This window comes from Marinobacter orientalis, assembly GCF_004792665.1.
In the GTDB taxonomy this organism is placed as follows: Bacteria; Pseudomonadota; Gammaproteobacteria; order Pseudomonadales; family Oleiphilaceae; genus Marinobacter; species Marinobacter orientalis.
In genome coordinates this window covers 50,091-74,417 of sequence record NZ_SRZX01000005.1, presented here as the reverse complement: position 1 = coordinate 74,417, position 24,327 = coordinate 50,091, and the positions used below count along the sequence as shown (strand labels likewise).

Sequence of the window (24,327 nt, the reverse complement as noted above, 5' to 3'; positions counted from 1 at the left end):
ATCGGAAAAGGGGCAGCCATTGGCTGCCCCTTTTTTGTTCTGTCAGTTCCAGACCGCCAACTGCTCTCCGCGCTGGTCCAGCCGCCACCATCGCTCGTCTTCCACCGGTTCCCCTTCCTTCCAGTCACCGGCGCTACAGCGAATCTCGGTACCCATGGCACGCCATGCACTGCGGGCGCAGTCCAGGTCCGAAGCCCAGGGCAGGTCCTCCCCCTCCAGAATCACAGACGTATAGCGCCTGCCGCCCGCTCCCGGATACAGACTGACCCGTACGCTATGCCCCCGATACCAGGCTTTGCCTTTTACCGCCCGGCCCGCCAGCGTATCGTCCGCAAGCTCAACTTCATCAAGATGATTGGCCAGCCAGTCCGATACCGCCGCCGACTCAAGGTCACGAATATAGATTTCGAGATCCTGCACCCTCTGTTTCTCCTGCCGGTTGGTCACAATGGACAACATAGTGAACCGGCCCGGGACGGGCTGCAACCCAGCGTTCCAGTTCATGGCGAAGGTCTTCCACCTTCAATGTGCGAAGCATGCCCTCGGCCTTGCGCTCATGCCACGCCACGTCCGCTGCTGCACGCTCGATGGCAACACTTTCCAGGGACTGCTCAAGTCCTTCCAGCGGCTGTTGTCGCGCCATCGCCACCAGGGCCTGACGCCCGAGCGTATCTGTCATCCCGGCCAGTGCCAGACCATCAATGGAGCCGCGTTCAGCAAACAGATTCAGCCTGGCGGCCGCCCGTTCCACCCACTGCAGCATACCGCCCGGAGTTCCCGCCAGCCCGCTTTTGCTGGAAGCCGCATAACGGACCAGCGCCTGGGAAAGCTCAACGTTCCAGTGCCGCTCTATGGCCGACTGATGGGCGATAAGAATGGCTGTTTTCTGTCCCGCGCTGGCGCCAGGCATGTCGAAAACATCAAGCTCTCTGCCCAGAGAGCATTCCAGCTCCTCAATGGCTTCATCAACCCGGGCTGACGCAGGCCCCAGCATGATCACAGGGCCCGGGTAACCAGTCACCAGTCTTCTGGCCAGACCCTGTTCGGATGACATCATGGCAGCCAGATCAGCCGGGGAAATGTTATCCAGAATCAGCGCCGGACAGGCTCGCCGGTCGCCGCCCCGGGCAGGCATGACGGGCCGGTCACTGGCCATCATCTCCGCCTCATTGCGAAGGTCGAGGCTGACAAATCCGGACTCCAGAAACGGTAGCAGTGCCTGCAACCAACTGGTTTTACCGCTGCCTCTTGCGCCCCTGACCCACACCATCGCCCCCGGAACCGACGCCATGGTAACGGCCACATCTTCCGCCAGCGCCAGCCACTCAGGATCGGTAATAACCACCGGAGCTTCTCCGGCGGCGGTCTCGGCAACCTGGCGCAGGCAGCCCTCACCAGCAGGCCAGCGGCTCACCAGTTCCAGTACGGCGACGTAGGCTTTTTCCTGCAACCGCTCGGCATTGCGGGTCAGCGCCGAGAACAGTAGCGGCCAGTCCAGCCAGGGAGCATCGCTCAGTTCACGGGCCGCCGAGAACCAGTACAAAAGCTGCGACGATAGCAGCCCTTCGCCACCTACTTCGGTGACGATGGGCTGCTCGCACTGGATGGTGCGGGTCAGTTCATCAAGGTCGACGCCACCGCGACGCAGGAATTCACAAATGGCAGGCTCGCCATCCAGCAGCGACAGCAGGAAATCCTCGACGGTGATGGCATAGCCGCCACGCTGGGCGACGCTATCCCTTGCGCGTTGTAGTGCGGTTTGACAGAGGGGGCTCAGGCATCCTTGCCAGTCTTCCATTCACTTCTCCTTGTGGTGGCCGGCATCGTCCTGATGCCGTTTTCACGAAATCCGGTCAGACCCGGTTGTAGGTGTCCTCGAAACGTACAATGTCGTCCTCACCCAGGTAACTGCCAGTCTGCACCTCAATCAGCTCCAGGGGAATCACACCGGGGTTGGTCAGCCTGTGAGTGATGCCCAACGGAATATAGGTGGACTGGTCTTCGGTCAGGAGCAATACCTCATCACCACGATTGACGGTTGCCGTGCCCTTGACCACCACCCAGTGCTCGGCACGGTGATGATGCTTCTGCAGCGAAAGCGAGGCGCCGGGGTTGACGGTAATGCGCTTCACCTGGAAGCGTCCACCCATGGCAATGCCTTCATAAGTGCCCCAGGGGCGGTGCACCTTCTTGTGGAACCGGTGCTCATGCCGGCCCTGATCCCTGACCTGGGCAACCAGCTTCTTTACATCCTGAACCCGGTTACGATCCGCTACCAGCACCACGTCATCGGTTTCAACAATGACGTGATCGGTAATGCCCAGGGCGGCAATCAGACGGCCTTCGGAGTGGATATAGGAGCCTGAGACGTCCTCGGTGATGACGTCTCCGCGGCATACGTTGTTGTTGCCATCGTGGGGCTGGATGTCCCAGAGCGCCGACCAGGAACCCACATCCGACCATCCGGCGTCCAGGGGCACCACCACGGCATCGCGGGTTTTTTCCATAACAGCGTAGTCAACGGAATTATCCGGGCAGGCTTTGAAAGCATCGCTGCCGACACGGGTGAAATCCATGTCGGTATTCCGCTCCTTCCAGGCCGCCCGGCAGGCGTCGATCATCTCGGGTTGCTGGCTTTCCAGTTCCTCCAGATAGCGGTCGGCCCGGAACAGGAACATGCCGCTGTTCCAGAAATAGTCGCCCTCCTCCAGATACCGGCGAGCCGTTTCTTCGTCCGGCTTTTCCACAAAAGCGGCAACGTCGTTAAAGCCCTCATGGGCCTGGCCGGCCTTGATATAGCCATAACCGGTGTGCGGTGCGCTTGGCACAATACCGAAAGTGACCAGTTTTCCCGCCCGGGCCGCTTCTGCACCCTGGCTGACGGCCTGGCGGAAGGCGTCCAGGTTCTTCAGTACATGATCCGAAGGCATGACCAGCAGCAACTCTTCCGGGTTTTCTTCGGCCGCCGACAATGCTGCCAGGGCGATCGCCGGGGCGGTATTGCGGCCCACCGGCTCGAGGATGATTCCCGCGGTACGTTCCGGTGCCTGCGCCTGCAGATGGGCAGCCACTACAAACCGGTGCTCTTCATTGGTGATTGCCATCACCCTGGCCTTCCCGTCAAGGGTCAGGCCACGGTCAATGGTCTCCGCCAGCAGGGTCTCGTCCGACACCACCGGCAGAAACTGCTTGGGATAGGCTTCACGGGATAGCGGCCACAAACGGGTGCCGGAACCGCCAGAAAGAATCACTGCGAGCATGGGTCGTCCTTGTCTTGAATTTTCGCGAATTTTACCCCAAACGTCGCCGGATTGTCCCGCTGCTGGCGCTTGAACCGGTTTCACCCAAAGTATAACCAGGCATCGGCTCACCAGGTCCCGACATTTTCCATGCTGGCCCAGGGTTCCCTGGCTGGCAGAGCTTCGCCTTTCTGGAGCAGTTCGATGGAAATGGCATCCGGCGACCGGATAAAAGCCATATGGCCGTCGCGGGGCGGGCGGTTGATAGTAACGCCATTGGCCTGCAAGTGACTACACAGTGCGTAGATATCATCCACCCGATAAGCCAGATGCCCGAAATTACGACCGCCAGTATACTCTTCCGGGTCCCAGTTGTAGGTGAGCTCAATCATCGGAGCCTTGTCCTCTTTCGCCCGCCCTTCATCGTCCGGGGCTGCCAGGAAAACCAGGGTAAAACGGCCTTTCTCGCTGCTCTTGCGGTTGATTTCAACCATGCCGAGCAAGTCGCAGAAAAAATGCAGGGTCTCATCCAGATTACTGACCCGGATCATCGTGTGCAGATACTGCATATCTCGCCTCCTGTTGGGTTATCCTGCCATCATGAGCCAACATCCGGAAACCACAGCCCATCTTCAATACCGCCTTCCAGCCGTGCGCCATCTGGCGTGGATGTGTCATGCCCCCCAGCTTATCAGCTCTGCCATGGGATTTGTTCCGGAAAAACACCTGCCAGCAGATGCTGAAGAACGACTGAAGGCCTGGGACAGCGCACCCCGCCTTGGCCCGAGCGTGCTCACGGAACAGCCGGCCCGACGCCTCGGGCACTATTTCGAGCGTCTTTACGAGTGCCTGGTACGGGATCTGCTCGGTTGGGAGATCCTGCTCAGGAACCAGCCCGTCAGAAGCCGTGGCATTACCCTGGGCGAGCTGGATTTTGTGGTCCGGAATCCCGCAGACAATGCTGTTGAGCACCATGAGATTGCGGTGAAGTTCTACCTTGGCCACCTCGAGGCAGGTGGGGACGCAGCGATGTGGTACGGGCCCGATTCAAGGGATCGCCTGGACATCAAGACCGGTCGGCTGATCAGTCATCAGAGCCGGATGTCAGAACGGCCGGAAGCGCGCAGCCTTCTGGCGTCAATGGGGATAGAAGCACCGTCCCGGCCAAGGATTTTCATGCCGGGGTACCTGTTCCATCCACTGGGCGCCCCTCTTCCGGTGCCCGCCGGCGTACCGGCAAACCACCTGCGGGGTGACTGGCTTTACATTGACCAGCTGGAGAGGATGGTTGAGAGCACAAAACAATGGATTCCGCTGGTCAAGCCCCACTGGCTGGGCCCCTGGCGCCAGCAGGCGGCGCCCGACTTCCGGGAAACGGGGGCGGCACTGGAGGTTGTCCGTTCAGCCGGCATTCCGCGCCTGTTTGCCCGGCTGGAACAATCGCCGGTGGACGGCTACTGGCAGGAAACATCGCGGATATTTGTGGTTCCGGGTATCTGGCCCGCTTCAGCCCGTCAGGACTGAAGAGCGACCTCCTGAACCACCTCCAGCTCTACCCGGTTGCGGCCAAGTTCCTTGCTGCGATAGAGCGCCCTGTCTGCCCGGTTGATGGCGGAATTCAGGTCGTCCTCCGCACGGAACTCGCTGACGCCAGCACTGATGGTAAGGTCGATCCGCTCCCCGTTCGGCGCCAGCCAGTCGTGGGTCAGAAGCGCCTCCCGCACCCGCTCGGCGCTGGCCTGGCCGCTCTGTATGCCGGTATCCGGAAGTACCGCGAGAAACTCTTCCCCGCCCCACCGGGCAATCAGGTCCTGAGTACGCAACCGGGTCTTGATAATACCGGCAACATCTTCAAGTACCCGATCGCCGGTTTCGTGGCCGTACTGGTCATTGATCGCCTTGAAATGATCGATGTCGAGCACGAGGAAAGCCACCGGATGGCCGTTTCGCCGAAACCGGGCCAGTTCTTTCTCCACGAGACAGGTCATATGCCTGCGGTTAAAGAGGCCCGTTAACGGGTCCGTGGTCGCCATTCGCCGCAGCTTCCTGTTCGCCGATGTCACCATGGTGACGTAGAAAAAGGAGAGATAACTGAACATGGCGAACACCACGCTCAGGTTGAACAGGTAAACTCCAAGCAGGGGCCCGGGAGCAATGGGCTGCAATGGTTCAATAAACCACATCAAAAGATACAACGCGACGTAATAGCCCCATAGTCCGGCGAGCGCCGCTATCGCTCCCCGCAACCGCATACTGACAAACAGCGCCGGAATGAACATCAGCAGGTAATAATGGAAACCGCTCTCCCAGCCAATGAGCACGACCCCAAGCCCGGCGTGAATGATTACCTCGGCCCAGATCAACGTGATGGCCAGGCCATTCTGTTTTTTGCCCAGCGCCCGGTAAGCCACCACATACATGGCAACGCTGACCACATTGACCCAGGCCAGAATGGGGGAGCCGAGAAGATGGAAAAGGAAGAAAAACGCCACATCAACCGTTGCCGCGAGCTGACAACAGCGCTTGGCGACCTGCCAGAACTGCGGACGACTTTCCCTGACTGGATTCCTGGCAGCCATAAACCTGGACTGACTCATGTAGAGACCGGTTTTCCGAATGGTGGCCACCAGAGTACGCCGAAAATTACCGGCCTGCTTACCGCAAACGTAAAAATTTGAAAATTATTGCAAGTAACACCTACCTTGCGTGTAACCCGGCGTTCTCCAACCTCCGATGTTGACCTCAAAACGATTCTGCTGCACCCTAATCTGGTTTCATTATGCAACCGGAGAGATTTTGTGAGCAACTATACCAATCGAGCTGTGATTCTTGACCAGCGCCCCAGGGGCGAGATCAGCGAGGGCGACCTGGTACTGGAAGAACGCCCGGTCCGTGACCTGAAGGAAGGCGAAGTTCTGGCCAAAGTGCTGTGGTTGTCTCTGGATCCTTACATGCGCCCACGCATGAACGACGCCAAAGGTTACATGGACCCTATCGGTCTTGGTGAGGTGATCGTTGGCGAAAGCGTTGCGCGAATTGTTGAGTCCCGCTCCGACAAGCTGAAGGTGGGCGATCTGGTAACCTGTTATTCCGGTTGGCAGGAGTATGCAGTGTTGCCCGGCGATGCGGAAATGATCTACAGAATAGACCAGAAGGACAATGTACCCCTGCAGGCTTATCTGGGTGTGGCCGGCATGCCCGGGCGTACGGGCTACTGTGGCCTGATGTACGTGGGCAGGCCAGAAGCCGGCGAAACGGTGGTGGTCTCTGCGGCGTCCGGCCCCGTTGGAACCGTGGTTGGCCAGACCGCCAGGAAAGAAGGCTGTCGCGCAGTCGGTGTGGCCGGCGGCCCCGAAAAATGCCGTTACGTAGTGGAAGAGCTGGGCTTTGATGCCTGTGTCGATTACAAAGCGGGCAACCTGGAGGCCGACCTGAAAGCCGCCTGCCCTGATGGCATCGATATCTACTTCGAGAATGTTGGCGGAGCGGTGACCCGTGCCGTGGCGCCCCTGCTGAATCCTGGCGCGCGGGTGCCCATTTGCGGCTTTGTGTCAGCCTATAACGCGGAAGACATGAGCTCGGTGGAAACCCCCTTCCACGTACTCAAGGCGCTGGCCCCGGTGCCGGAGCATCGCTTCTTCCTGGTCACCGAATGGCAGGACAGACACCAGGAAATCACCAATATCCTGGCGGATCGTGTGGCCGCCGGTGAGCTCAAATATCTCGAGACCATCGCCGAAGGCCTGGAAAACGCGCCGGAAGCCTTCAAAGGCATGCTGAAAGGCAAGAACTTCGGCAAGCAACTGGTGCACATCGCCGACTGACCCGTCAGACCTCCAGGGATGGAGGTCTACCCGACTACCTGCAGCAACACCTTTCCGGTATTCCGGTTCTGGGCGACGTACTCCATGGCTTCGCCGGCCTTCTCAATGGGCCAGGAACTGTCAATCACCGGATCAATCTGCCGCGCACTGAGCAGCGGCCAGACATGCTTGTAAAGGGCGCTCATTACGTCGCCCTTGTCTGCTACCGGCCGTGAACGCAGGGTCGAGCCGATCAGCCGATGACGCTTCATCAACATCAGTCCCAGATCGACTTCCGCCATGCGCCCGCCCATCAGCCCAATGAGTATGATCCGGCCATCCGCGTTCAGCACCTTCTGATCGTCAGTGATGTAGTTGCCACCAACCGGATCCAGCACCATATCTACCCCGCCCCAGGCTTTGATAGCGTCGACGAACGAACCGTCCTTGCGATTCCAGACGCCACTGGCGCCCAGTCTCTTACAGGTCTCCAGTTTCCCGTTATCCCCTGCGGTGGCAAACACGGGATTACCTAGCGCCGTCGCCAACTGGATAACTGCTGTACCAAGACCGCTGGCAGCAGCATGAACCAGCACTTTTTCACCGGGCTTCAGACCAGCTTCGTGATACAGATTGAGCCAGGCCGTGGCGAACACTTCCGGAATTGCCGCTGCCTCTTCCAGAGTAAAACCTTTCGGAATCGGCAGTACCTGAACAGCCGGCACCACCACATGGGTAGCGTAACCACCGCCGGTAAGCAGGGCACAGACTTCGTCGCCCGGTTTAAGGTGATCCACGCCCTCCCCCACTTCGGAAATGGTTCCGCTCACTTCCAGACCCAGGATTTCCGAGGCGCCCGGCGGTGGCGGATACACACCGGCTCGCTGCATCAGGTCCGCACGGTTGATGGCGGTCCATGCAATATCAATAGCTACATGATGTTCCGGTACTTCGGAAGGGATGTCGTAAGACTCCCAACTTAAGGTGTCGCCACTGACCTTGATGGCTCTCATCATCTGCGCTTACTCCATGTTTTGAGTCAGGCTCAGGATACCGTCAGCCGGCCCAGAGTTGCACTGATCACATTGTAATATTTCTTTTGCAGTTCGCTGAGTCGCCAGGCCTCCGGCACGCAAGGGCCGGTATTCTGTTGCAACAGCTTGCACAAAAGGCTGGCTGCTGCATTCGCTTCCGCCACCGGGTCATCAGCATGGCTGGCGTATCGTTGTGTGGCAGGCACGTATTCCGGATAGGCAAGGCGGTCCGGAGTCAACGCCACGCAACCGGAGGCCATCGCTTCCAGCACCGAAAGCCCCTGGAAGTCATGGAGAGCGGTGGAAATGACCACATCCGCTTCCGCCAGCAGGCGATCGTAATCTGCCCTGCTTTGCAGATACCCCCAGCCCACAATTCGTTCCCGGTGACGCTCGTGTATCAGGTTAAATGACTTGGGCTGATTACGGAACTGTTCCCCCACCACGCTCAGCCGGAAGTCCTGGCCAGCCGCCGCCAGGGCATCCAGCATCAATAGCAACCGGTCTGGCGCCTTGTCGTACTCCCAGCGATGGTTCCAGAGCAGATGGGGGCACTGAGTGTTGACGGTATAATGTCTTTCGGTAAACAACCGATCCTCAATGGGCACCGGCAACACCCGGGATTTTTCGCGGATACGGCCAATCAGACCATCGGGAAGTCCGTCCGGCATCTTGTCCAGGAACCGGCAGGCTCCCTGCAGAAAACTGTTCCGGTTCCACGTGCTGTTAAACAGTACCTGGTCAGCCGCAACAGCGCTGTATAAATTCACCATTTTCGGTTCAGCGCTGGAATGCTGACGACCGGAGTCCGGGTAGGCAAACTGGTTTTCGTGCATATAAAGAATCGAGGGCGTGTGCGCCAGATGGGGATGAAACCCCTTCAGCGAGGCCAGGTCCACCATGGAGGTGACGATCAGCAGGTCATAACGGCCCCGAAGCGCCGGCTCCTGCAGCCAGCTCAGTGCGTTGCCCCGAATCCGCCAGCGAAAAAACCGGGGCGGCAGCGCCAGCACCTCCCAGTGGAAATCCGGCTGGCTGGCAACCAGCTGTTCCCGCCAGCGCTGGTGGCTGCCGGCGTCGTAGGCGGATAAAAGCAGGATGCGGGGCCGATGGTATGGAAGCTGTGATGGCATCCGCGCATTCTGCCATCATTCCCGGTTGGACAGCCACACACTTTGATAGGGCTTGAGGGTCAGGCACCCGGACAGGTCGTCTATCCGGAGGCCGGAGATCAGATCCTGCCACTGGTCGGTACCGATCAGATTGATATCCCCCAGGGAGACCTGTTGTACCTCGTCGGTAACATTATGGATGCAGAAAATGGACTGGTCACGGCGCATACTCTGGCGCCAGAAGCCGAACAGCTGCAGGCCCAGGTGCAGGGTGAACTGGGTGGCATTGGGATGAAAAGCCGGCTGCCTGCGGCGAATGGCGATCAGCCGCTTGAGTTCGGTGAACACCTTGTGGTGATGGCTCAGGGGGTCCGCCAGCTCTGCCTCCAGCCGGTCCAGGTTCCACTGGCTGCGGTTGATGGAGCGCAGACGTCCGGTATTCTCCATCCGCTCGCGGTCGTTTTCGGTGCCCAGCAGGCTGTGGATATAGAATGCGGGAATACCCTCGAGAGCCAGCATGATGGTGTGGGCACAGATAAACCGGTGCAACTGCCAATGGTCTGCGCCCCGCTCTGCGGTTCCCTTTAACGCATCAAACAGTGCAACGTTCATTTCATAGGGCTGATCCTTGCCGTCCGGCGTGCGCCGATAGGACACCTTGCCGCCGAAGGATTCCATGGTATTGATCAGCCGCTGCTTTTCTTTCTCCGAGAGCAGCCCGTCGGTCGGGCGCAGGCCCACGCCGTCGTGGGAGGCGATAAAATTCAGATAGGTGGTGCCCATCTGGGCCGGGGGCATGCTCATCAGCCAGGTTTTCAGGTGCCGGCAGTTGCCGGTAACCAGCGTGTTGATCAGCAATGGCGGCAGTGAAAAGTTGTAGATCACATGGGCTTCGTTGGCGTTGCCAAAGTAGGTCAGGTTCTCCCGGTTGGGGACGTTGGTTTCGGTGATCACCACGCCATGAGGGGTGTGATGCTCGATCAGCAGCCGCAGTATCTTGATCAGTTCGTGGGTCTGTTGCAGGTGAATGGAGGGTGTAGCCACCTCTTTCCACAAAAACGCCACGGCATCCAGCCGGAAAATGGTTATGCCCCGTTCCAGGTAATAGCGGATGATGGCCACGAACTCGTTTAGCACCTGCGGGTTGGCAAAGTTCAGGTCCACCTGGTCTTCGCTGAAGGTACACCACACATAACGCTCGCCGTCGTCTGTCTGCACCGCATTGAGCAACGGCGATGTCCGGGGCCTGACCACGGCGCTCAGGTCGTCGGCAGGCCTGGCCTCGAAGAAATAATCCCTGCCGGGATCAATCCGTTTTTTGAAGTTCTCGAACCAGCGGCTTCGGGCCGACATGTGGTTGATCACCACGTCCGCCATCACTTTGTAATTACCGGCGATGCGCTCGATGTCTTCCCATTCACCATGGGATTCGTTCACTGACAGATAGTCCATCACGGAAAAACCATCGTCCGAACTGTACGGAAAGAACGGCAGGATATGCACTGCCGATACCGTGTCCCTGAGGCAGTCCTCGAGAAACCGGAACAGGGTCTTCAGGGGCTTTTCGTCACTGCTCTGAACCGTGTCTGCGTAGCTGATCAGCATGACATCGGCTTCGTCCCAGTTATTCTGGTGGGCGGGAGGCGCCGGGGTGTCCGGCTCCAGCCCCATGGTTTTGATGAGCTGGTCCGCCAGGAAGCCGGTATCAGTGGCGGGATAAACCACCTCCAGCATGGTGGCGAGCTTGTGGTGCAGGGTGTTGCTCATGGCTTGGGCTCCGGCGCGGTGCGCACTAGCGATATTCCTCGTTGTCCAGCTCCACGGCTTCAAGCAGTTGTTCCTTGATATCCGGAATGGCGCTGGTGACGCGATTCCAGCTTGGAATGAAAGGCGTGTCCATGGGGTTGTCCAGAAAATAGGCCCCTGCCCTCATGACGTTCTGGGCGAACAGTTCCACCGCCTTCTCTTCCTTGTGGCGGTCAAAAGTAAGCCCGTTGATGACAGCATCGCTCTGGTAGGTTTCCACAAAATCGAGCGCGATGCGGAAATACGTGGCCTTGATGGTGCGGAATTTTTCATTGGAGAAGATTTCACCATTGGTGGCCAGTTTGCGGAACAGCGCCTTGCTGATATCCGTGCTCATCTTGGACAGGCCACGGCTGGCATCTTGCGGGGACAGCTCCTGATGCTTGTGATCGTAGGTATCGGCAATATCCACCTGGCACAGGCGATTGGTGGCGTAGTTGCGTTTCATCTCCGACAGCACGCCGACTTCCAGCCCCCAGTCGCTGGGTATGCGCAGGTCGTCAATCACATCGGTACGGAAGGAGAACTCGCCGGCCAGCGGGTAGCGATAGCTGTCCAGATAATCCAGGAAGTCATTGGGGCCGCAGACTTTTTTCAGGGCGCGGATCAGCGGCGTGACCAGCAGGCGGCTGACCCGGCCGTTCATTTTGCTATCCGCCACCCGTGCGTAATAGCCTTTGCAGAACATGTAGTTGAAGTTGGGATTGGCTACCGGGTAGATCAGCCGGGCTACCATGTCACGGGAATAGGTCAGTATGTCGCAATCGTGCAGAGCCACTGATCTGCTCATGCCGGAAGCAAGTACATACCCGAAGCAGTACCAGACGTTGCGGCCTTTGCCCATTTCCGTGGGTGCCAGGTTCTGCTCCTGAAGCTGGCGATCCAGAGCCTTCAGTCTTGGGCCATCATTCCACAGCACCCGCACATGCTGGGGCAGTCCGGCGAAGTACTCCAGGGCATGGCGATATTCCTGTTCATTGGCGCGGTCCAGGCCGATGACGATCTGCTCAAGATAGGGCACCTTTGCCAGTTCCTTCACGATGTTCTTCAGGGCCGGACCTTCCAGTTCTGAATACAGCGATGGCAATACCAGCGACATGGGTCGGGTCTTGCGAAAGCTCATCAGTTCCCGCTCAAGCTCTTCGACCGGTCGCCGGCACAGATTATGGAGGGTGGTGATGATGCCGTTCTGATAAAAGTCGCCCATGGCGGCTCTCCTGTTAGTCCAAGACCCGGTTTCAGTAACCGTACTCAATCAACAGATTCAGTACGCATTCGTTCCAGCCGGCCGGGCCAGTCTTGATCGACTTTATGGCGCGGCTCTGTGACGGCAGGGACACGCTCCCGGACTGCACACCCCGAACGATCACCGCAATATCCGCCGCTTCCAGCATGTGCTGGTCATTGGGACTGTCGCCCAGCGCAACAGCGATGACTCTCTCAACGGGATGATGCTGCCTGTATTTACCCAGCAAAAACCGGACCCCATCGGCTTTATCGAAGGTGCCCATGGCATGAAGAAAGCGCCCACCCTGCGCCAGACGGCAGTTATGCTCACCCAGTTTCTGACGGAACCGGACCAGAGAATCCCCGTCTCCTTGCCACAGCAACGGCTCTGTGCCGACGCGGTCTTTCGCCAGTACGGCTTCCGACTCCGAGAGGCGGGTGTGCCGGGCCAGTTCCGCCGGGCTCATGTCCGAGAAACTGCGAAACCGGAAACCCTCCGCCCTGCACTGCCCAAGCAGCGCCAGCACCTCATCCCGCGATGCCCCGAAACTCCGCACCTGCTCCGGGCCCGGCTCAAAATAGTTCGCGGGGATAATGACTGCAGCACCGTTTTCCACGATAAAAGGGGCCGTGTTACCGAGTTGCTGCCTGACCGCACGGATCTCGCCTGCGGTTTTGCTGGAATTGAGCACCACGGGTATCTCACTCGCTGCGAGGCGCGCCAGCGCGGGTTTCGCAGGGGACCAGTCGTAGCTGTCGTGGTCCAGCAGGGTGCCATCAAGGTCGGAAAACAGAACCAGACGGGGTCTGGGCATGGCTGCGTCCTCTAGGATCGCTGACGTATCAGCGGTTCACCGAAACTGTGGTCTTCAGCCACATTGATCAGGCAATCGGCACGTGCCGGCATTTCATCCAGGCTGGCACGGGTGATTCGCTCGTAGTGCATGATGAAGCGCACGACCTCCTCATCGCTCATGATGCGCGATGGCTGTGCAGCCTCACTCGCTATTTCGCTCTCTTTCGGTGCAACGCCGGACCGCTCACGGAGTTTGTGCTCCTGAAGAGTGCGCCACTCAAGAACACATTCCATGGAAGGCGCCCGCAGCATAATCAGACTGTCGATCTGATTGAAAAAACGGCCATACCCACCCTTGAGACACCGGTTAACGTATTGTCGCCAGGTGCCTTCAGGGTCTTCCGACCGTTCCAGTTCATTGACCGGTTGCATCAGTTCCGACTCGCTGGCTGCGGGTGCAGCGCCCATGCACCAACCCTCGATCAGGATCACTTCCGCCCTGCCCCGGAATACCGGCCAGAGGTGCTGCGGGCTGCGGTCGTCGCGGGATTTATCGAAGACGGGAATGCGGGTTTCGGTACCGGGGCCGGCAGCTTTCAGTTGGTCGATGACCCGCTGGCCCAGGGCAATATCGTGGGTGCCGGGGACGCCGCGGGTGATAAATAGCGGATGGACATCTTGTGCCAGTTTTTCGCGCTCGGCGCGGGTAAGGTAGAGGTCGTCGAGAGAGAAACTGGCGGTGGGCATGCGGTAATGGGTGGTCAGCAGTTCCCTGAGGAATTCGGTCAGGGTGGATTTTCCGGTGCCCTGGGCGCCGTTGATGCCGATGACGACGGGTTCCTCCCGGGCTTTGCGGAGGCTGTGGATGTGTTGGGCGAGGGGGAGGATGGTCTTTTTTACGGTGTCGGCGTAGGAAGCAGGGAGGGATTCCTGGTTGATCAGGTTTTGTATGGTGGTGGTCAGATCGGGTGCGGACACGTTCTTGGTTCCCTCTTGTTGGTTTGTTTCGGGTTTTGCAGGTTTTGTACCAATTGGAGTATAGGTGTTGGAAGCGGGTGTGTTTGTGATGGCCGGGAGTTATCTGGGACACTGGCGTTATGAACTTCGGAGTACGCGGCGATGGAAGCTGTCCTTTGCAGACACGCCGTGAACCCGTCCATGGGGGCTCGGCATTGCCATCCCTGGCAATGCACGGTCTGCAAAGGACAGCTTCCACCACCGCTCTCAGACTTGGGAGTTAACTACTCAGTAAAACAGACAAGATTCATTATGAGCAGCAACGGTTTTAAAATCGAACATCGCTATCTTGAGCTACCGGACAGTTTTTATACGCGGGTGCAGCCAACACCGCTGAAAGATGCGCGGATGGTGTGTTTTAACGATGATCTGGCCCGGGAGATGGGTTTTCACTCGGAGAATCCGCAGCAGTGGACCGGTGTGGGTGCCGGGACGGAATTGCTGGAGGGGATGGATCCGGTGGCGATGAAGTACACGGGGCATCAGTTCGGGATGTATAACCCGGATCTGGGGGATGGCCGTGGATTGTTGTTGTGGGAGACCATTGGCCCGGACGGGCGGCGTTGGGACTGGCATCTCAAGGGGGCCGGGATGACGCCCTATTCGCGGTTCGGTGATGGCAAGGCGGTGCTTCGCTCTACCATTCGGGAGTATCTGTGCAGTGAGGCGATGGCGGCGCTGGGCATTCGTACCACGCGGGCGTTGTTTATGGTGAGTGCCAGGGATCCGGTGCGGCGGGAGTCAATTGAGACCGCGGCGGCGCTGATGCGGGTGGCCCAAAGCCATATCCGCTTCGGGCATTTTGAGTTTGCGACGCATCATGAAGGCGAGGAGACCCTGCGGGCCCTGATGGAGCATGTGATTGCGCTGCACTTTCCTCACCTGATTGATCTGCCGCAGGACGAGCGTTACCAGCGCTGGTTCGTTGAGGTGGTCGAGCGCACGGCGCGGATGATCGCGGACTGGCAGGCAGTGGGGTTCTGTCACGGCGTGATGAACAGCGACAACATGTCGATCATCGGTGATACCTTTGACTATGGCCCCTACGCGTTTCTGGACGATTTCGACGCCGGTTACATCTGCAACCACACTGACCAGGGTGGCCGCTACGCCTACAATCGCCAGCCCAACATCGGTTTCGTGAACTGCCAGTATCTGGCCAATGCGCTGCTGCCGGTGATGAACGAAGATGATGTGCGTCGGGGGCTGCGGCGTTATGAGGTGGCCTACAACGAACGCTTCCTGCAGAACATGCGGGACAAGCTGGGGCTGGCGCTGGAGGATGAATCCGACCTGAGCCTGATCATGGATACCTTCAGCATGCTGCACGAGCACCATGTGGACTACACCCTGTTCTTCCGGGGGCTTTCCAGCCTCATCTCCCGTGGCTCGGCCCCGATCCGTGATCTGTTTGTGGATCGCAGCGTGGCGGATGAGTGGCTGGAACGCTATGAACGGCGCCTGCAATCGGAAACCCGTGCCCATGACGAGCGGGAATACCAGATGCGCAAAGTGAACCCCAAGTACATTCTGAGAAACTACCTGGCACAGCAGGTGATCCTGGAAGCACAGAGCGGGGACTACAAGCCGATGAAGGAGCTGCTGGAGGTGCTGAAGAAGCCGTTCGACGAACAGCCGCATTTCGAGGAGTACGCGGCGCCTCCCCCGAATTGGGGGAAGCACCTCAGCATCAGTTGTTCGTCGTAATTCCGGCCGGGAGTATCAGACCGCTTTTGCGGCGATGATCTTCTCATGCCATTCGGCGGGCCCGGTCTGGTGGACGGAGGAGCCTTTGGAGTCGACCGCTACCGTGACCGGCATGTCTTCCACTTCAAACTCGTAGATGGCTTCCATACCCAGCTCCTCGAAGGCCACTACTTCGGCGTGCTTGATGGCCTTGGAGACCAGGTAGGCAGAGCCACCAACCGCCATCAGGTAGACAGCGCCAAACTCGCGAATGGCATCAATCGCCACCTGACCACGCTCGGCCTTGCCGATCATGCCGGTAAGGCCGGTTTGCTCCAGCATGGTGCGGGTGAACTTGTCCATTCGGGTCGCGGTGGTGGGGCCTGCGGGGCCAACCACTTCTTCACGCACCGGATCGACAGGGCCCACGTAATAGATGAAACGGCCTTTCAGATCCACCGGCAGCTCTTCACCGCGTTCGATCATATCCACCATCTTCTTGTGGGCAGCGTCGCGACCGGTCAGCATCTTGCCGGAAAGCAGCACGGTTTCGCCCGGCTTCCAGTCTTTCACATCTTCCGGTGTCACCGTATCCAGGTTCACGCGGCGCACGCTGTCCCCCACTTCCCAGGTAATTTCCGGCCAGTCTTCCAGGCTCGGCGGAGTCTGCAGTGAGGGGCCGGAGCCATCCAGTACGAAGTGCGCGTGACGGGTGGCGGCGCAGTTCGGAATGATCGCCACCGGCTTGTTGGCGGCGTGGGTGGGATAATCCTTCACTTTCACGTCCAGAACCGTGGTCAGGCCGCCCAGGCCCTGAGCGCCAATGCCCAGCTCGTTAACTTTCTCGAACAGCTCCAGACGCAGCTCTTCAGCGCGATTCGAGGCACCACGGGCCTGCAGATCATGAATATCGATCGGGTCCAGCAGGGATTCCTTTGCCAGTTCCATTGCCTTCTCGGCGGTACCGCCGATACCGATACCCAGCATTCCCGGCGGACACCAGCCAGCACCCATCTGCGGCACCATCTTCAGTACCCAGTCCACCACCGAGTCCGACGGATTCAGCATGGCAAACTTGGACTTGGCTTCAGAACCACCGCCCTTGGCGGCCACGTGCACATCCACGGTATTGCCCGGCACCACTTTGTAGTGGATAACAGCCGGCGTATTGTCCTTGGTATTGGCACGCTTGCCGTCCGGATCTGCCAATACCGACGCCCGCAATACATTGTCAGCATTGGTGTAAGCCCGGCGTACGCCTTCATTGATGATGTCGTCCAGCGCCATGTCGGCATCCCACTGGACATCCATGCCGATGGTGACGAACACCGTCACAATGCCGGTGTCCTGACAGATCGGCCGCTTGCCCTGGGCACACATGCGGGAGTTGATCAGGATCTGCGCCATGGCATCCCTCGCCGCCTGGGATTCTTCCCTCTGATAGGCCTCGTACACTGCCTGAATAAAATCTTTCGGGTGGTAGTAGGAAATGAACTGCAGCGCGTCCGCTACGCTCTCAATCAGGTCGTCCTGGCGGATTACGGTGGTCATAGGCGTCTCATCAGGTCAGGTTTATCGATCGGGGTTGTAAAAACTGTGAAAGCTCGAAAAACAGAAGCGCGAAGTTTACCAGAAAATCCGAAAACGCGGGATCAGACAGACGGCGAAGGTTTTTAACCGGAATCTTGGCTAAACAGCCACGAAAAAATGTAACATCGTCGCCATCTTCGATTATTTCATCGCAGGAGACACCGTGACCGACCTCGTCCTCACCAAAAAGAACAATCATATTCTGACGGTCCGCATCAACCGCCCGGACCGCAAAAACGCCCTCACCCATGATATGTACACTGCCCTCGGCGAGGCCATTGAACAGGCCCAGCAAGACAGCGATATTCGCTGCATTCTTTACACCGGCAGCGAAGACTGCTTCACCGCCGGCAACGACCTGGCCGATTTTGCCGCCGGCCTGCCCGGCGATTTCGAAAACACACCGGTGGGGCGTTTCCTGTTCCTGCTGGCGACCACCAACACACCCATCATCGCAGCCGTAAACGGCCCGGCCGTGGGTATTGGCACCACCATGCTGCTGCACTGCGACATGGTGTTCGCCGGCAACAACACCCGCTTCCAGATGCCCTTCGCCTCCCTGGGACTGTGCCCGGAAGGAGGCTCCAGCCTGCTGCTGCCCGCCTGGCTTGGTCGGGTACGCGCAGCGGAACTGCTGATGCTGGGCGACGCCTTCAGCGCCGATGAAGCCCTGCACATGGGCCTGATCAGTCGCGTGTGCGAGCCGGCCCGGACGGAAGCCTCTGCGCTGGAAGCCTGCGCCAGGATTGCGGCCCAGCCGCCTGCCGCCATCCGCGCCACCCGGGAACTGCTGAACAAGGCCAACGCAGATGATCTGAAAACCACCATGCTGGCCGAGGGAAAACGGTTTGCAGAACGCCTGGAATCGCCGGAAAACGCCGAAGCCATCAAGGCCTTTACGGAAAAAAGAAAGCCGGACTTCTCAAACTTCAGTTAGGCGGGCTGCAGGCCCTCGGAAGGACTCGACAAACCTCCCGGGGCAAACTATTTTTCAATGAAGCCGAACTCCGACCGTGCGGGTGGGCTTCCAATGGCCAGAATCACACTTTAGAGCGATCAACTGTTGCCTTACTCTCGCTATAGTCAAAGATACAGAAATTGGCACAGATCGCTGGCCAGAATTTCAGACAAAAAGATAAGCAGAACAGGCCACTGACAACGGGTTTACCGGGCCAGACCGGCCCCGTCAGCTGCCGAAAATAACGACACAACAACAGGAAAAGGTTCCACCCCATGCTCAAGAAAACTCTAATAAGTCTTGCCGTGGCTTCTTCCGTTGGGCTTACAGGTTGCTTTGACAGCGCCGGCTCAGGGTCCAAAAACGCTAATCCTAGTCCGCAGATTACCAATCCGGATTTTACAGGAAAAACCTGGCCCGTTTTTAATCCTCTTACCAGTGAGCTTCCTGTTCCGACAGATCTTCAGTTTGCTCAGGGCGCCGGCGCGGACGGCACGCTGAATGGCTCTGATGAGAATGCTATTACTAACGCGCTGGACTTTATGGATGGTTCATCCACGACAGCTCAGTTCGACATCAAACTCTCTGCATCGGTCGATCCGAATACCCTGAATTACACGTCTGTCATCGAAGGTGCTGGCGGAGCACCTGCACCGAACCCCCAGCAGAACGTTTTTCTCCTTTCGCTGGACTTTCCCGGTGGTGACTCTCTGTTGAATAATGGAAGTCATTACACCAAGCTGATCAATGAACTGGTTGAGGAAGGTGAAATCCCCGCGCCTGAGAGGACCTCCTTCCCCGGAGAAACCCCCACTTTTGATCTGGGACTTGCCTTCCGCGCTGCGCAACAAAACCCCAGTCCGGAAACCGCTGGAGCGGTATTTGATTTCAATAACGAGTTTCGTGCCGAAATCGTTTCCCTGGATGGTGGCACAGACAATGTCCTGCGCATAACACCCTTGCGCCCGCTGGATCCCAAGAAGAAATACCTGGTCGTCGTAACCAACGAAATTGAGGACGATGCAGGGGACCCTATTGTCGGCTCACCCTCCTACCAAAATATCAGCAATCCAGATGAGCCGCTTGGTAACGCCGCATTAGCCCCGGTTCGTGGCGCTATCCAGGGTTGGGAAAGCCTGGCGACCGGGTACTTCAACGCGCTAACCAACAACAGCCGTGAAGCCGCAGGTCTGCCTCCATTGACTGCGGACAGTCTTGCTCTGACTCTTACGTTCACAACCGGTGGCACTGAGGATGTGCTTGAAGCTGCGACATCCCCTGCCCAGTTCTTTTACAAAAACTCCATCGTTTCGACTCGTCAAGAAGCCATTGCAAAATACTTGGCAGCCAATGCGGACACATTCGAGCAACTGGATCCTTCACAACAGTACGGAACTCTTGCGCAAGTTGCCGGTCAGGCTGTCGGCGAGGCAGAGAGCGTTTCTCCGACACTCAAGGAGCGGGCCGCAGGAACTGAAGCAAGCCTCGCAACTAATGGCGCCGACTTCAGTAATCCCACGCCTCGCGATATAAACTTAATTGAGGATACTCGCATTGCCGCCAGCGATGCACTGGGCGAATCAGCAAACCCCGGCCAAATTATCCAGGCAGGCATTCAACTGCCCTATTACTTGCCTGTCCCGACGGCTACAGATCCGTCCAATCTTAATGCAACATGGAAAGCGTCTACGACTGTCGGCGGCATCATTGATGCAGGTGCAGGCAATGATCCAGGAACCACTCCTCCATCAGACAAAATCACCTACCGTTATCCGTTTGCCGGACAACAGGACATCGTCTTTGTACCACTTATGCTTTCCGTCCCTGACGAGGCCACCACAGCTTGCGCTGGGCCTTATGACGTAGTCATCTATCAGCATGGTATTTTTGGCAATCGTTCTCACAGCCTCGCTTTGGGAAATCAGTTGGCAGGGTCCTGCTATATCACTGTTGCTATGGACCTCCCGATGCACGGTATCGCTCCTAAACTTGCCACAGGCGAACTCGATCCTTCGCTGCCCTTCAGCGTGGATGTAGTCCAACAGCAAGACGGTACATTTGCAGATAGCCCACTACCTATGAATGAAAGGCATTTTGGCTGGGGGCAGACCGCAACCGGGGACCCAGCCCGCATGCAGTACTCTACTGAGGTGGAGGAAGCGGTAGGTTCTTCTGCTCAGTTCTTCCTCAATCTGTCGAATCTGCCGGCGGCCCGCGATAATAATCGTCAGGGCGTAGTCGATCTTCTCAACCTTAATGCCAGTCTTGTAAACCTTAACCTGTTAGACATTGATGGCAACGGATTCGTAGACGATGTCGACGTCCAGCTAGATGGTACCGGCCAGTCAAAAGTTTACTACGTCGGCCATTCACTCGGCGGCATCCTTGGCACCTCACTGGTCACATTGGTTAACGATGCCGCCCAGGAAGCAACCATCGGTAACAGTAATCTGATCCCGTTCACCGCAGCGGCCTTCGTCGCCCCGGGTGCTGGTATCGCCAAACTGCTGGAGAACTCGCAGTCAATCGCGCCGCGGATTCTTGCTGGCCTCGGGCAGTCCGGGCTTACTCAGGGAACCAGCAATCTGGAGTTGTTCTTCAACGTCGCTCAGGCATCCCTGGACAGCGTAGAACCCCATAACTTTGCCGGTTCTCTTGTCGTCGGTGGAACCCAGCTATACCTGAATGAAATCTATGGTGACGGCACGAACCGCTCGACGCAGGACCGGACTGTTCCGGTAGCAGCCGATGTCGCTTACGCCGGTGACTACACCGCTCCACTTGGAATGGCCCTTCCTGCACCACTGGCTGGAACAGAGCCACTGATCATGCAACTGGAAGCCACCACCATTGCCGGAAATGCCACTGAAGCCACAGTTGCGGGCGCTGGCGCCAACGTGGTTCGCTTTGAAGCAGGGACTCATAACACCATTATTCAGCCTGAAGATCAGGCAGGCACCGCTGTATTTGCTGATATGGCAACCAATATCATTTCGTTCTTTGCAAGTGATGGTGGGTCAATCGGGTTTAATAATGCCAACTTCGTGAAAGACAACGAACCGACGCCACAAAACCCGTAACAACAGCAACTCGGAATCCATTCCGATAACAAAAAAGCCCCGGAAGACATAAGAATTCCGGGGCTTTTTTTGGTGCTGAAGATCGCAGAATCAGAGAAGGACCTGCAATTACTTGTAGTGCGATCTCACTCCTGTGTAATCACTGTCTTGCCCTGCGGCAACAGGTTTGCCTGAATATCTTTTTCAGTGAATACCAGCTGGCGGTAGGCCTTGTTGGAATAACGCTCACTCTGATCGCTAAAGAACGGGGACATGGCATCAGTAGACTGGGAGTAGCTCACAAGGCCATAGGCTTCCGGGCCCTTTTTGGTGAACTCCAGGCCGAAGAGCCAGCTGGTGCCCTGAGCCACCAGCCACCCATCGACTCCGTCTGTACCGTCGGAGAGCCCTGCAGTGTTCGGAATAATAGTCGGAGCAATCCGCGGGAAGCGGGTGTCTTCAGCGAATTCATCCGGCGCCACACCGATCGCGTTGAAAGCCCCATCAACCCTCTCATCTCCGCCATGCCATGGGATCGGTTGAGTCTGGAAGTAAGGAATACCGTCACTACCCGGCACCACCCCGCCCGAAGGACGGTGGTACTGGAGGTCACCAAGGGCATCCGTCGGCAATATGCTCTGGGACTGCAGGACAGTAACACCATCAGCGAGCGCCAGCAGCATGGTGTCGTCAGCGGTACCGGCGTTGTCCCGCGATGGGTCCGCAGGTGTTGCTACCGGGGCGGCGGGGTTGAAGGGTGTCGTCAGATCTGTGCTCATATCGCCCAGATAGTTCGCCATGAACACCCGGAAGATGTGCGCGCCCACGCTGTCCCGGTTGTACAACCCATCCCATGAACCCAGAGGAGCGCACCATGACGACAGGTCGACTCCATTGACGGCGGTATTTCCAATCGCATCACAGCGCTCCAGAAGTTCGGGCAGGAACTGTTCTGCATACCAGGCGCGGTTGTTCCAGATTACACCGACCAGCTCTTCGGCACTGAATTTCCCATCCTGGCCAGCAGGTAGCGGTGCATCGGCGAAACCCGGATCCATGGGGTTCTGAAGCATCTTGAGGCCCAGCCGGGTACGGGCGTTGATCGGTGCTTCCTCATCACCGAAAAGCGGTGAGAAACCTGTCAGGAAGTCATCCGGATTCGTGGCCCAATGGCTGCTGTTGGAGTTCTGAACCCAGTCTGAACGCACCAGTTTTGGTTTCTGCTCATAGGGCACCAGCGGACCGCATTCAGTTTCAATCCAGTCTTCCTGCGACCAACTGCCATCCAGCAAGGTGACACCCTGATCGAAAAGACCGGCATAGGCGGGGCTGACTGCCCTCCTGAGGTTGACCAATGCCTGAGCTTCTTGCGAGAGGTTTGGTACGGAGCTGCTGTCTATATAAAAGGCATTGCCCTGATCATCAGCGTAGACCGTGTTGGTCCACAAGGTGGAGCCGCAATTTTTGAAGATGCTCTGGAATTCATCAAGATTGCTGGCCCGGCTCATCTGCAGCCAGGTTTCGAGCAGCCCACCTGTATCGGGATTGGCATCACGATAGGTATGCGCCACAGGTGCTGAAGAATTCAGTGCTCCATTATCACTCCAGGCTGGCAACTGGTTGCTGAGGGCATTCGCCGCAATCATTGGCCCGTACTCGGAGAAGTAAAAGGTTCTCTCCAGAACCAGAGGTTCAGCCATACCGTCCACACTTACATCAATCTGGTAGGTCTCGGTGGTGATCGGCTTCTCAACACCGTCCTTTACGTACGCAAGGTTGTCGCCATCCTTGAGCACCAATTCGTACCAGGTAAACTGACGGCTTGCGGTATTGGTATGGGACCAGGCCAGATTCGCGTTGAAGTTGATCAGTGGAATAGCTGTACCCAAAAGCCCGGCGCCATGAACATTAAGATAACCCGGCACTGTCATCTGCACCTCGTAAAGGCGACGATGTCCTGTGTAGGGGAAATGCGGATTTGCCAGGAGGGCGCCACGCCCCTGCTCGGTCATGGATTTACCTATCCCCCAGGCGTTGCTGGCAAGACCGGTGCCAGAGAAGTTGGTGTCCGATTTCGCCCCGGCCCGGGCAGTTGCCACGACGTTTTCAAGGAGCTTATCCACTGCCTCCGCATTGCTAACCGGACCTACCGCACGCGGTGCAGGGCTCTGGCCGGGAGGAACCGCCAGAAATACAGCGCCAGTGGCGAATAAAGCCCCACTGGCGTACTGCCCCACCACCCGATAATAGGCCAGAAGATCAGCAGGTGTAATCACTTTCACCCATTCCTGATCCCTGCACTCCTCGGGCAGGTCGCTCGGCTCCGTCTCCGTCACGTAACGATTATAGCCTTCAGTAAAGCCCTCAGTCAGTGCACGGCTTTCGTTAGTCAGTGCCGCAAACTCGGCTTCAGCACCACTGTGAATTTTTTGTGCCTTATAGCTGAAATCATTGACGATGTTCAGTCCCACACCAAATTGAGTGTCCGGACCGGGGCCAAAATATTTCGCCCTTTCGCTTCTGGCCTTGACAATCGCTTCCGCCAATACACATACATTATCCTGGGCCTGCGCATAACCATGCCCGAACGCCGCCGAAGCAAGATTAGCCGCCTTGATATGGGGAACCCCGTTCGTCGTTCTTCTTATGATTGCCTTATATTTATCGTTTGGTGGGGAAAGCCGTTTCTTCATTGCGCTTTTGGAAACTGCCCTATCGGACACTGCGCCCTCGGAAGCTGAAGAGCCGCTACTGTACAAACAACCCGCGATCAAAAAGCTGCTGGCCAGCGCCACTCCAGCCGCTTTCACTACGCCTTTATTGCCATTCCTGAAAGGTTTAGGAAGTAATTTCATAGTCCTTTATCCATTGTCCATTGTGATCTTGAGAGTGAGCCAAAGAGGACTCACTCTCAAAAATTAGCAGAGAAACCCATAATCCGATATGAGCTAATTCTGCATTCCTTTCCTATTCGGATGGCAATGCGATTGATTGTCAGAA

18 protein-coding genes are annotated in these 24,327 nt (G+C 57.7%); 5 read left to right on the top strand and 13 right to left on the bottom strand.

The features are described from left to right. Positions 1–42: 42 nt before the first annotated feature. The 4 genes from DIT72_RS13830 to DIT72_RS13815 form a co-directional block, all read right to left on the bottom strand. Positions 43–420 (bottom strand): hypothetical protein, encoded by a 378-nt coding sequence (locus tag DIT72_RS13830; protein WP_135955833.1) that lies wholly within the window; start codon positions 418–420, stop codon positions 43–45. After that, positions 392–1,798 (bottom strand): hypothetical protein, encoded by a 1,407-nt coding sequence (locus DIT72_RS13825; RefSeq protein ID WP_135955832.1) that lies wholly within the window; start codon positions 1,796–1,798, stop codon positions 392–394. The genes DIT72_RS13830 and DIT72_RS13825 overlap by 29 nt, the downstream gene beginning before the upstream one ends. A 55-nt stretch (positions 1,799–1,853) precedes the next feature. Next, a complete protein-coding gene (locus DIT72_RS13820; protein ID WP_135955831.1) occupies positions 1,854–3,260 on the bottom strand; it encodes a mannose-1-phosphate guanylyltransferase/mannose-6-phosphate isomerase in 1,407 nt (468 codons plus the stop codon). 107 nt (positions 3,261–3,367) lie between these two features. Beyond that, entirely contained in the window at positions 3,368–3,808 is a 441-nt protein-coding gene (locus tag DIT72_RS13815; protein WP_135955830.1) for a VOC family protein, read from the bottom strand. 31 nt (positions 3,809–3,839) lie between these two features. Here DIT72_RS13815 and DIT72_RS13810 point away from each other — a divergent pair, with 31 nt between their 5' ends. Continuing rightward, positions 3,840–4,763, top strand: a complete 924-nt coding sequence (locus DIT72_RS13810; RefSeq protein ID WP_135955829.1) for a DUF1853 family protein — start codon at positions 3,840–3,842, stop codon at positions 4,761–4,763. On the opposite strand, the gene DIT72_RS13805 is transcribed toward DIT72_RS13810, so the two are convergent. Next, entirely contained in the window at positions 4,754–5,836 is a 1,083-nt protein-coding gene (locus DIT72_RS13805; RefSeq protein WP_228260824.1) for a GGDEF domain-containing protein, read from the bottom strand. The two genes, DIT72_RS13810 and DIT72_RS13805, sit on opposite strands and share 10 nt — an antisense overlap. Positions 5,837–6,037: 201 nt before the next feature. Here DIT72_RS13805 and DIT72_RS13800 point away from each other — a divergent pair, with 201 nt between their 5' ends. Continuing rightward, positions 6,038–7,063: an NADP-dependent oxidoreductase gene (locus DIT72_RS13800; protein ID WP_135955828.1), complete on the top strand. Its 1,026-nt coding sequence runs from the start codon at positions 6,038–6,040 to the stop codon at positions 7,061–7,063. Positions 7,064–7,089: 26 nt separating this feature from the next. Here DIT72_RS13800 and DIT72_RS13795 read toward each other — a convergent pair whose 3' ends face one another. Genes DIT72_RS13795 through DIT72_RS13770 form a run of 6 tightly spaced genes read right to left on the bottom strand, consistent with a single transcriptional unit; the run spans position 7,090 to position 13,995 of the window. Next, positions 7,090–8,058: an NAD(P)H-quinone oxidoreductase gene (locus tag DIT72_RS13795; RefSeq protein ID WP_135955827.1), complete on the bottom strand. Its 969-nt coding sequence runs from the start codon at positions 8,056–8,058 to the stop codon at positions 7,090–7,092. A 29-nt stretch (positions 8,059–8,087) separates the two neighbouring features. After that, on the bottom strand, positions 8,088–9,209 hold the full coding sequence (locus tag DIT72_RS13790; protein WP_135955826.1) for a tRNA-queuosine alpha-mannosyltransferase domain-containing protein: 1,122 nt from the start codon (positions 9,207–9,209) through the stop codon (positions 8,088–8,090). Positions 9,210–9,224: 15 nt separating this feature from the next. Beyond that, on the bottom strand, positions 9,225–10,955 hold the full coding sequence (locus DIT72_RS13785) for a sugar phosphorylase (RefSeq protein ID WP_135955825.1): 1,731 nt from the start codon (positions 10,953–10,955) through the stop codon (positions 9,225–9,227). Between the two features lie 25 nt (positions 10,956–10,980). After that, complete coding sequence (locus DIT72_RS13780; RefSeq protein ID WP_135955824.1) at positions 10,981–12,201, bottom strand: glycosyltransferase family protein; 1,221 nt, start codon at positions 12,199–12,201, stop codon at positions 10,981–10,983. A gap of 31 nt (positions 12,202–12,232) precedes the next feature. Then, on the bottom strand, positions 12,233–13,036 hold the full coding sequence (locus tag DIT72_RS13775; RefSeq protein ID WP_135955823.1) for an HAD-IIB family hydrolase: 804 nt from the start codon (positions 13,034–13,036) through the stop codon (positions 12,233–12,235). Positions 13,037–13,047: 11 nt separating this feature from the next. Next, positions 13,048–13,995: a hypothetical protein gene (locus tag DIT72_RS13770; RefSeq protein WP_228260823.1), complete on the bottom strand. Its 948-nt coding sequence runs from the start codon at positions 13,993–13,995 to the stop codon at positions 13,048–13,050. A 291-nt stretch (positions 13,996–14,286) separates the two neighbouring features. On the opposite strand from DIT72_RS13770, the gene DIT72_RS13765 reads away from it, so the two are divergent. Continuing rightward, a complete protein-coding gene (locus DIT72_RS13765; RefSeq protein WP_135955822.1) occupies positions 14,287–15,741 on the top strand; it encodes a protein adenylyltransferase SelO in 1,455 nt (484 codons plus the stop codon). Between the two features lie 15 nt (positions 15,742–15,756). On the opposite strand, the gene DIT72_RS13760 is transcribed toward DIT72_RS13765, so the two are convergent. Further along, entirely contained in the window at positions 15,757–17,271 is a 1,515-nt protein-coding gene (locus DIT72_RS13760) for a fumarate hydratase (protein WP_135955821.1), read from the bottom strand. Positions 17,272–17,473: 202 nt separating this feature from the next. Between DIT72_RS13760 and DIT72_RS13755 the strand changes: the two genes are divergently transcribed. After that, positions 17,474–18,247: an enoyl-CoA hydratase gene (locus DIT72_RS13755; RefSeq protein WP_135955820.1), complete on the top strand. Its 774-nt coding sequence runs from the start codon at positions 17,474–17,476 to the stop codon at positions 18,245–18,247. 296 nt (positions 18,248–18,543) lie between these two features. Beyond that, positions 18,544–21,348, top strand: a complete 2,805-nt coding sequence (locus tag DIT72_RS13750) for a hypothetical protein (RefSeq protein WP_135955819.1) — start codon at positions 18,544–18,546, stop codon at positions 21,346–21,348. 125 nt (positions 21,349–21,473) lie between these two features. Here DIT72_RS13750 and DIT72_RS13745 read toward each other — a convergent pair whose 3' ends face one another. Next, entirely contained in the window at positions 21,474–24,182 is a 2,709-nt protein-coding gene (locus DIT72_RS13745; protein ID WP_168355062.1) for a penicillin acylase family protein, read from the bottom strand. Positions 24,183–24,327 lie beyond the last annotated feature (145 nt).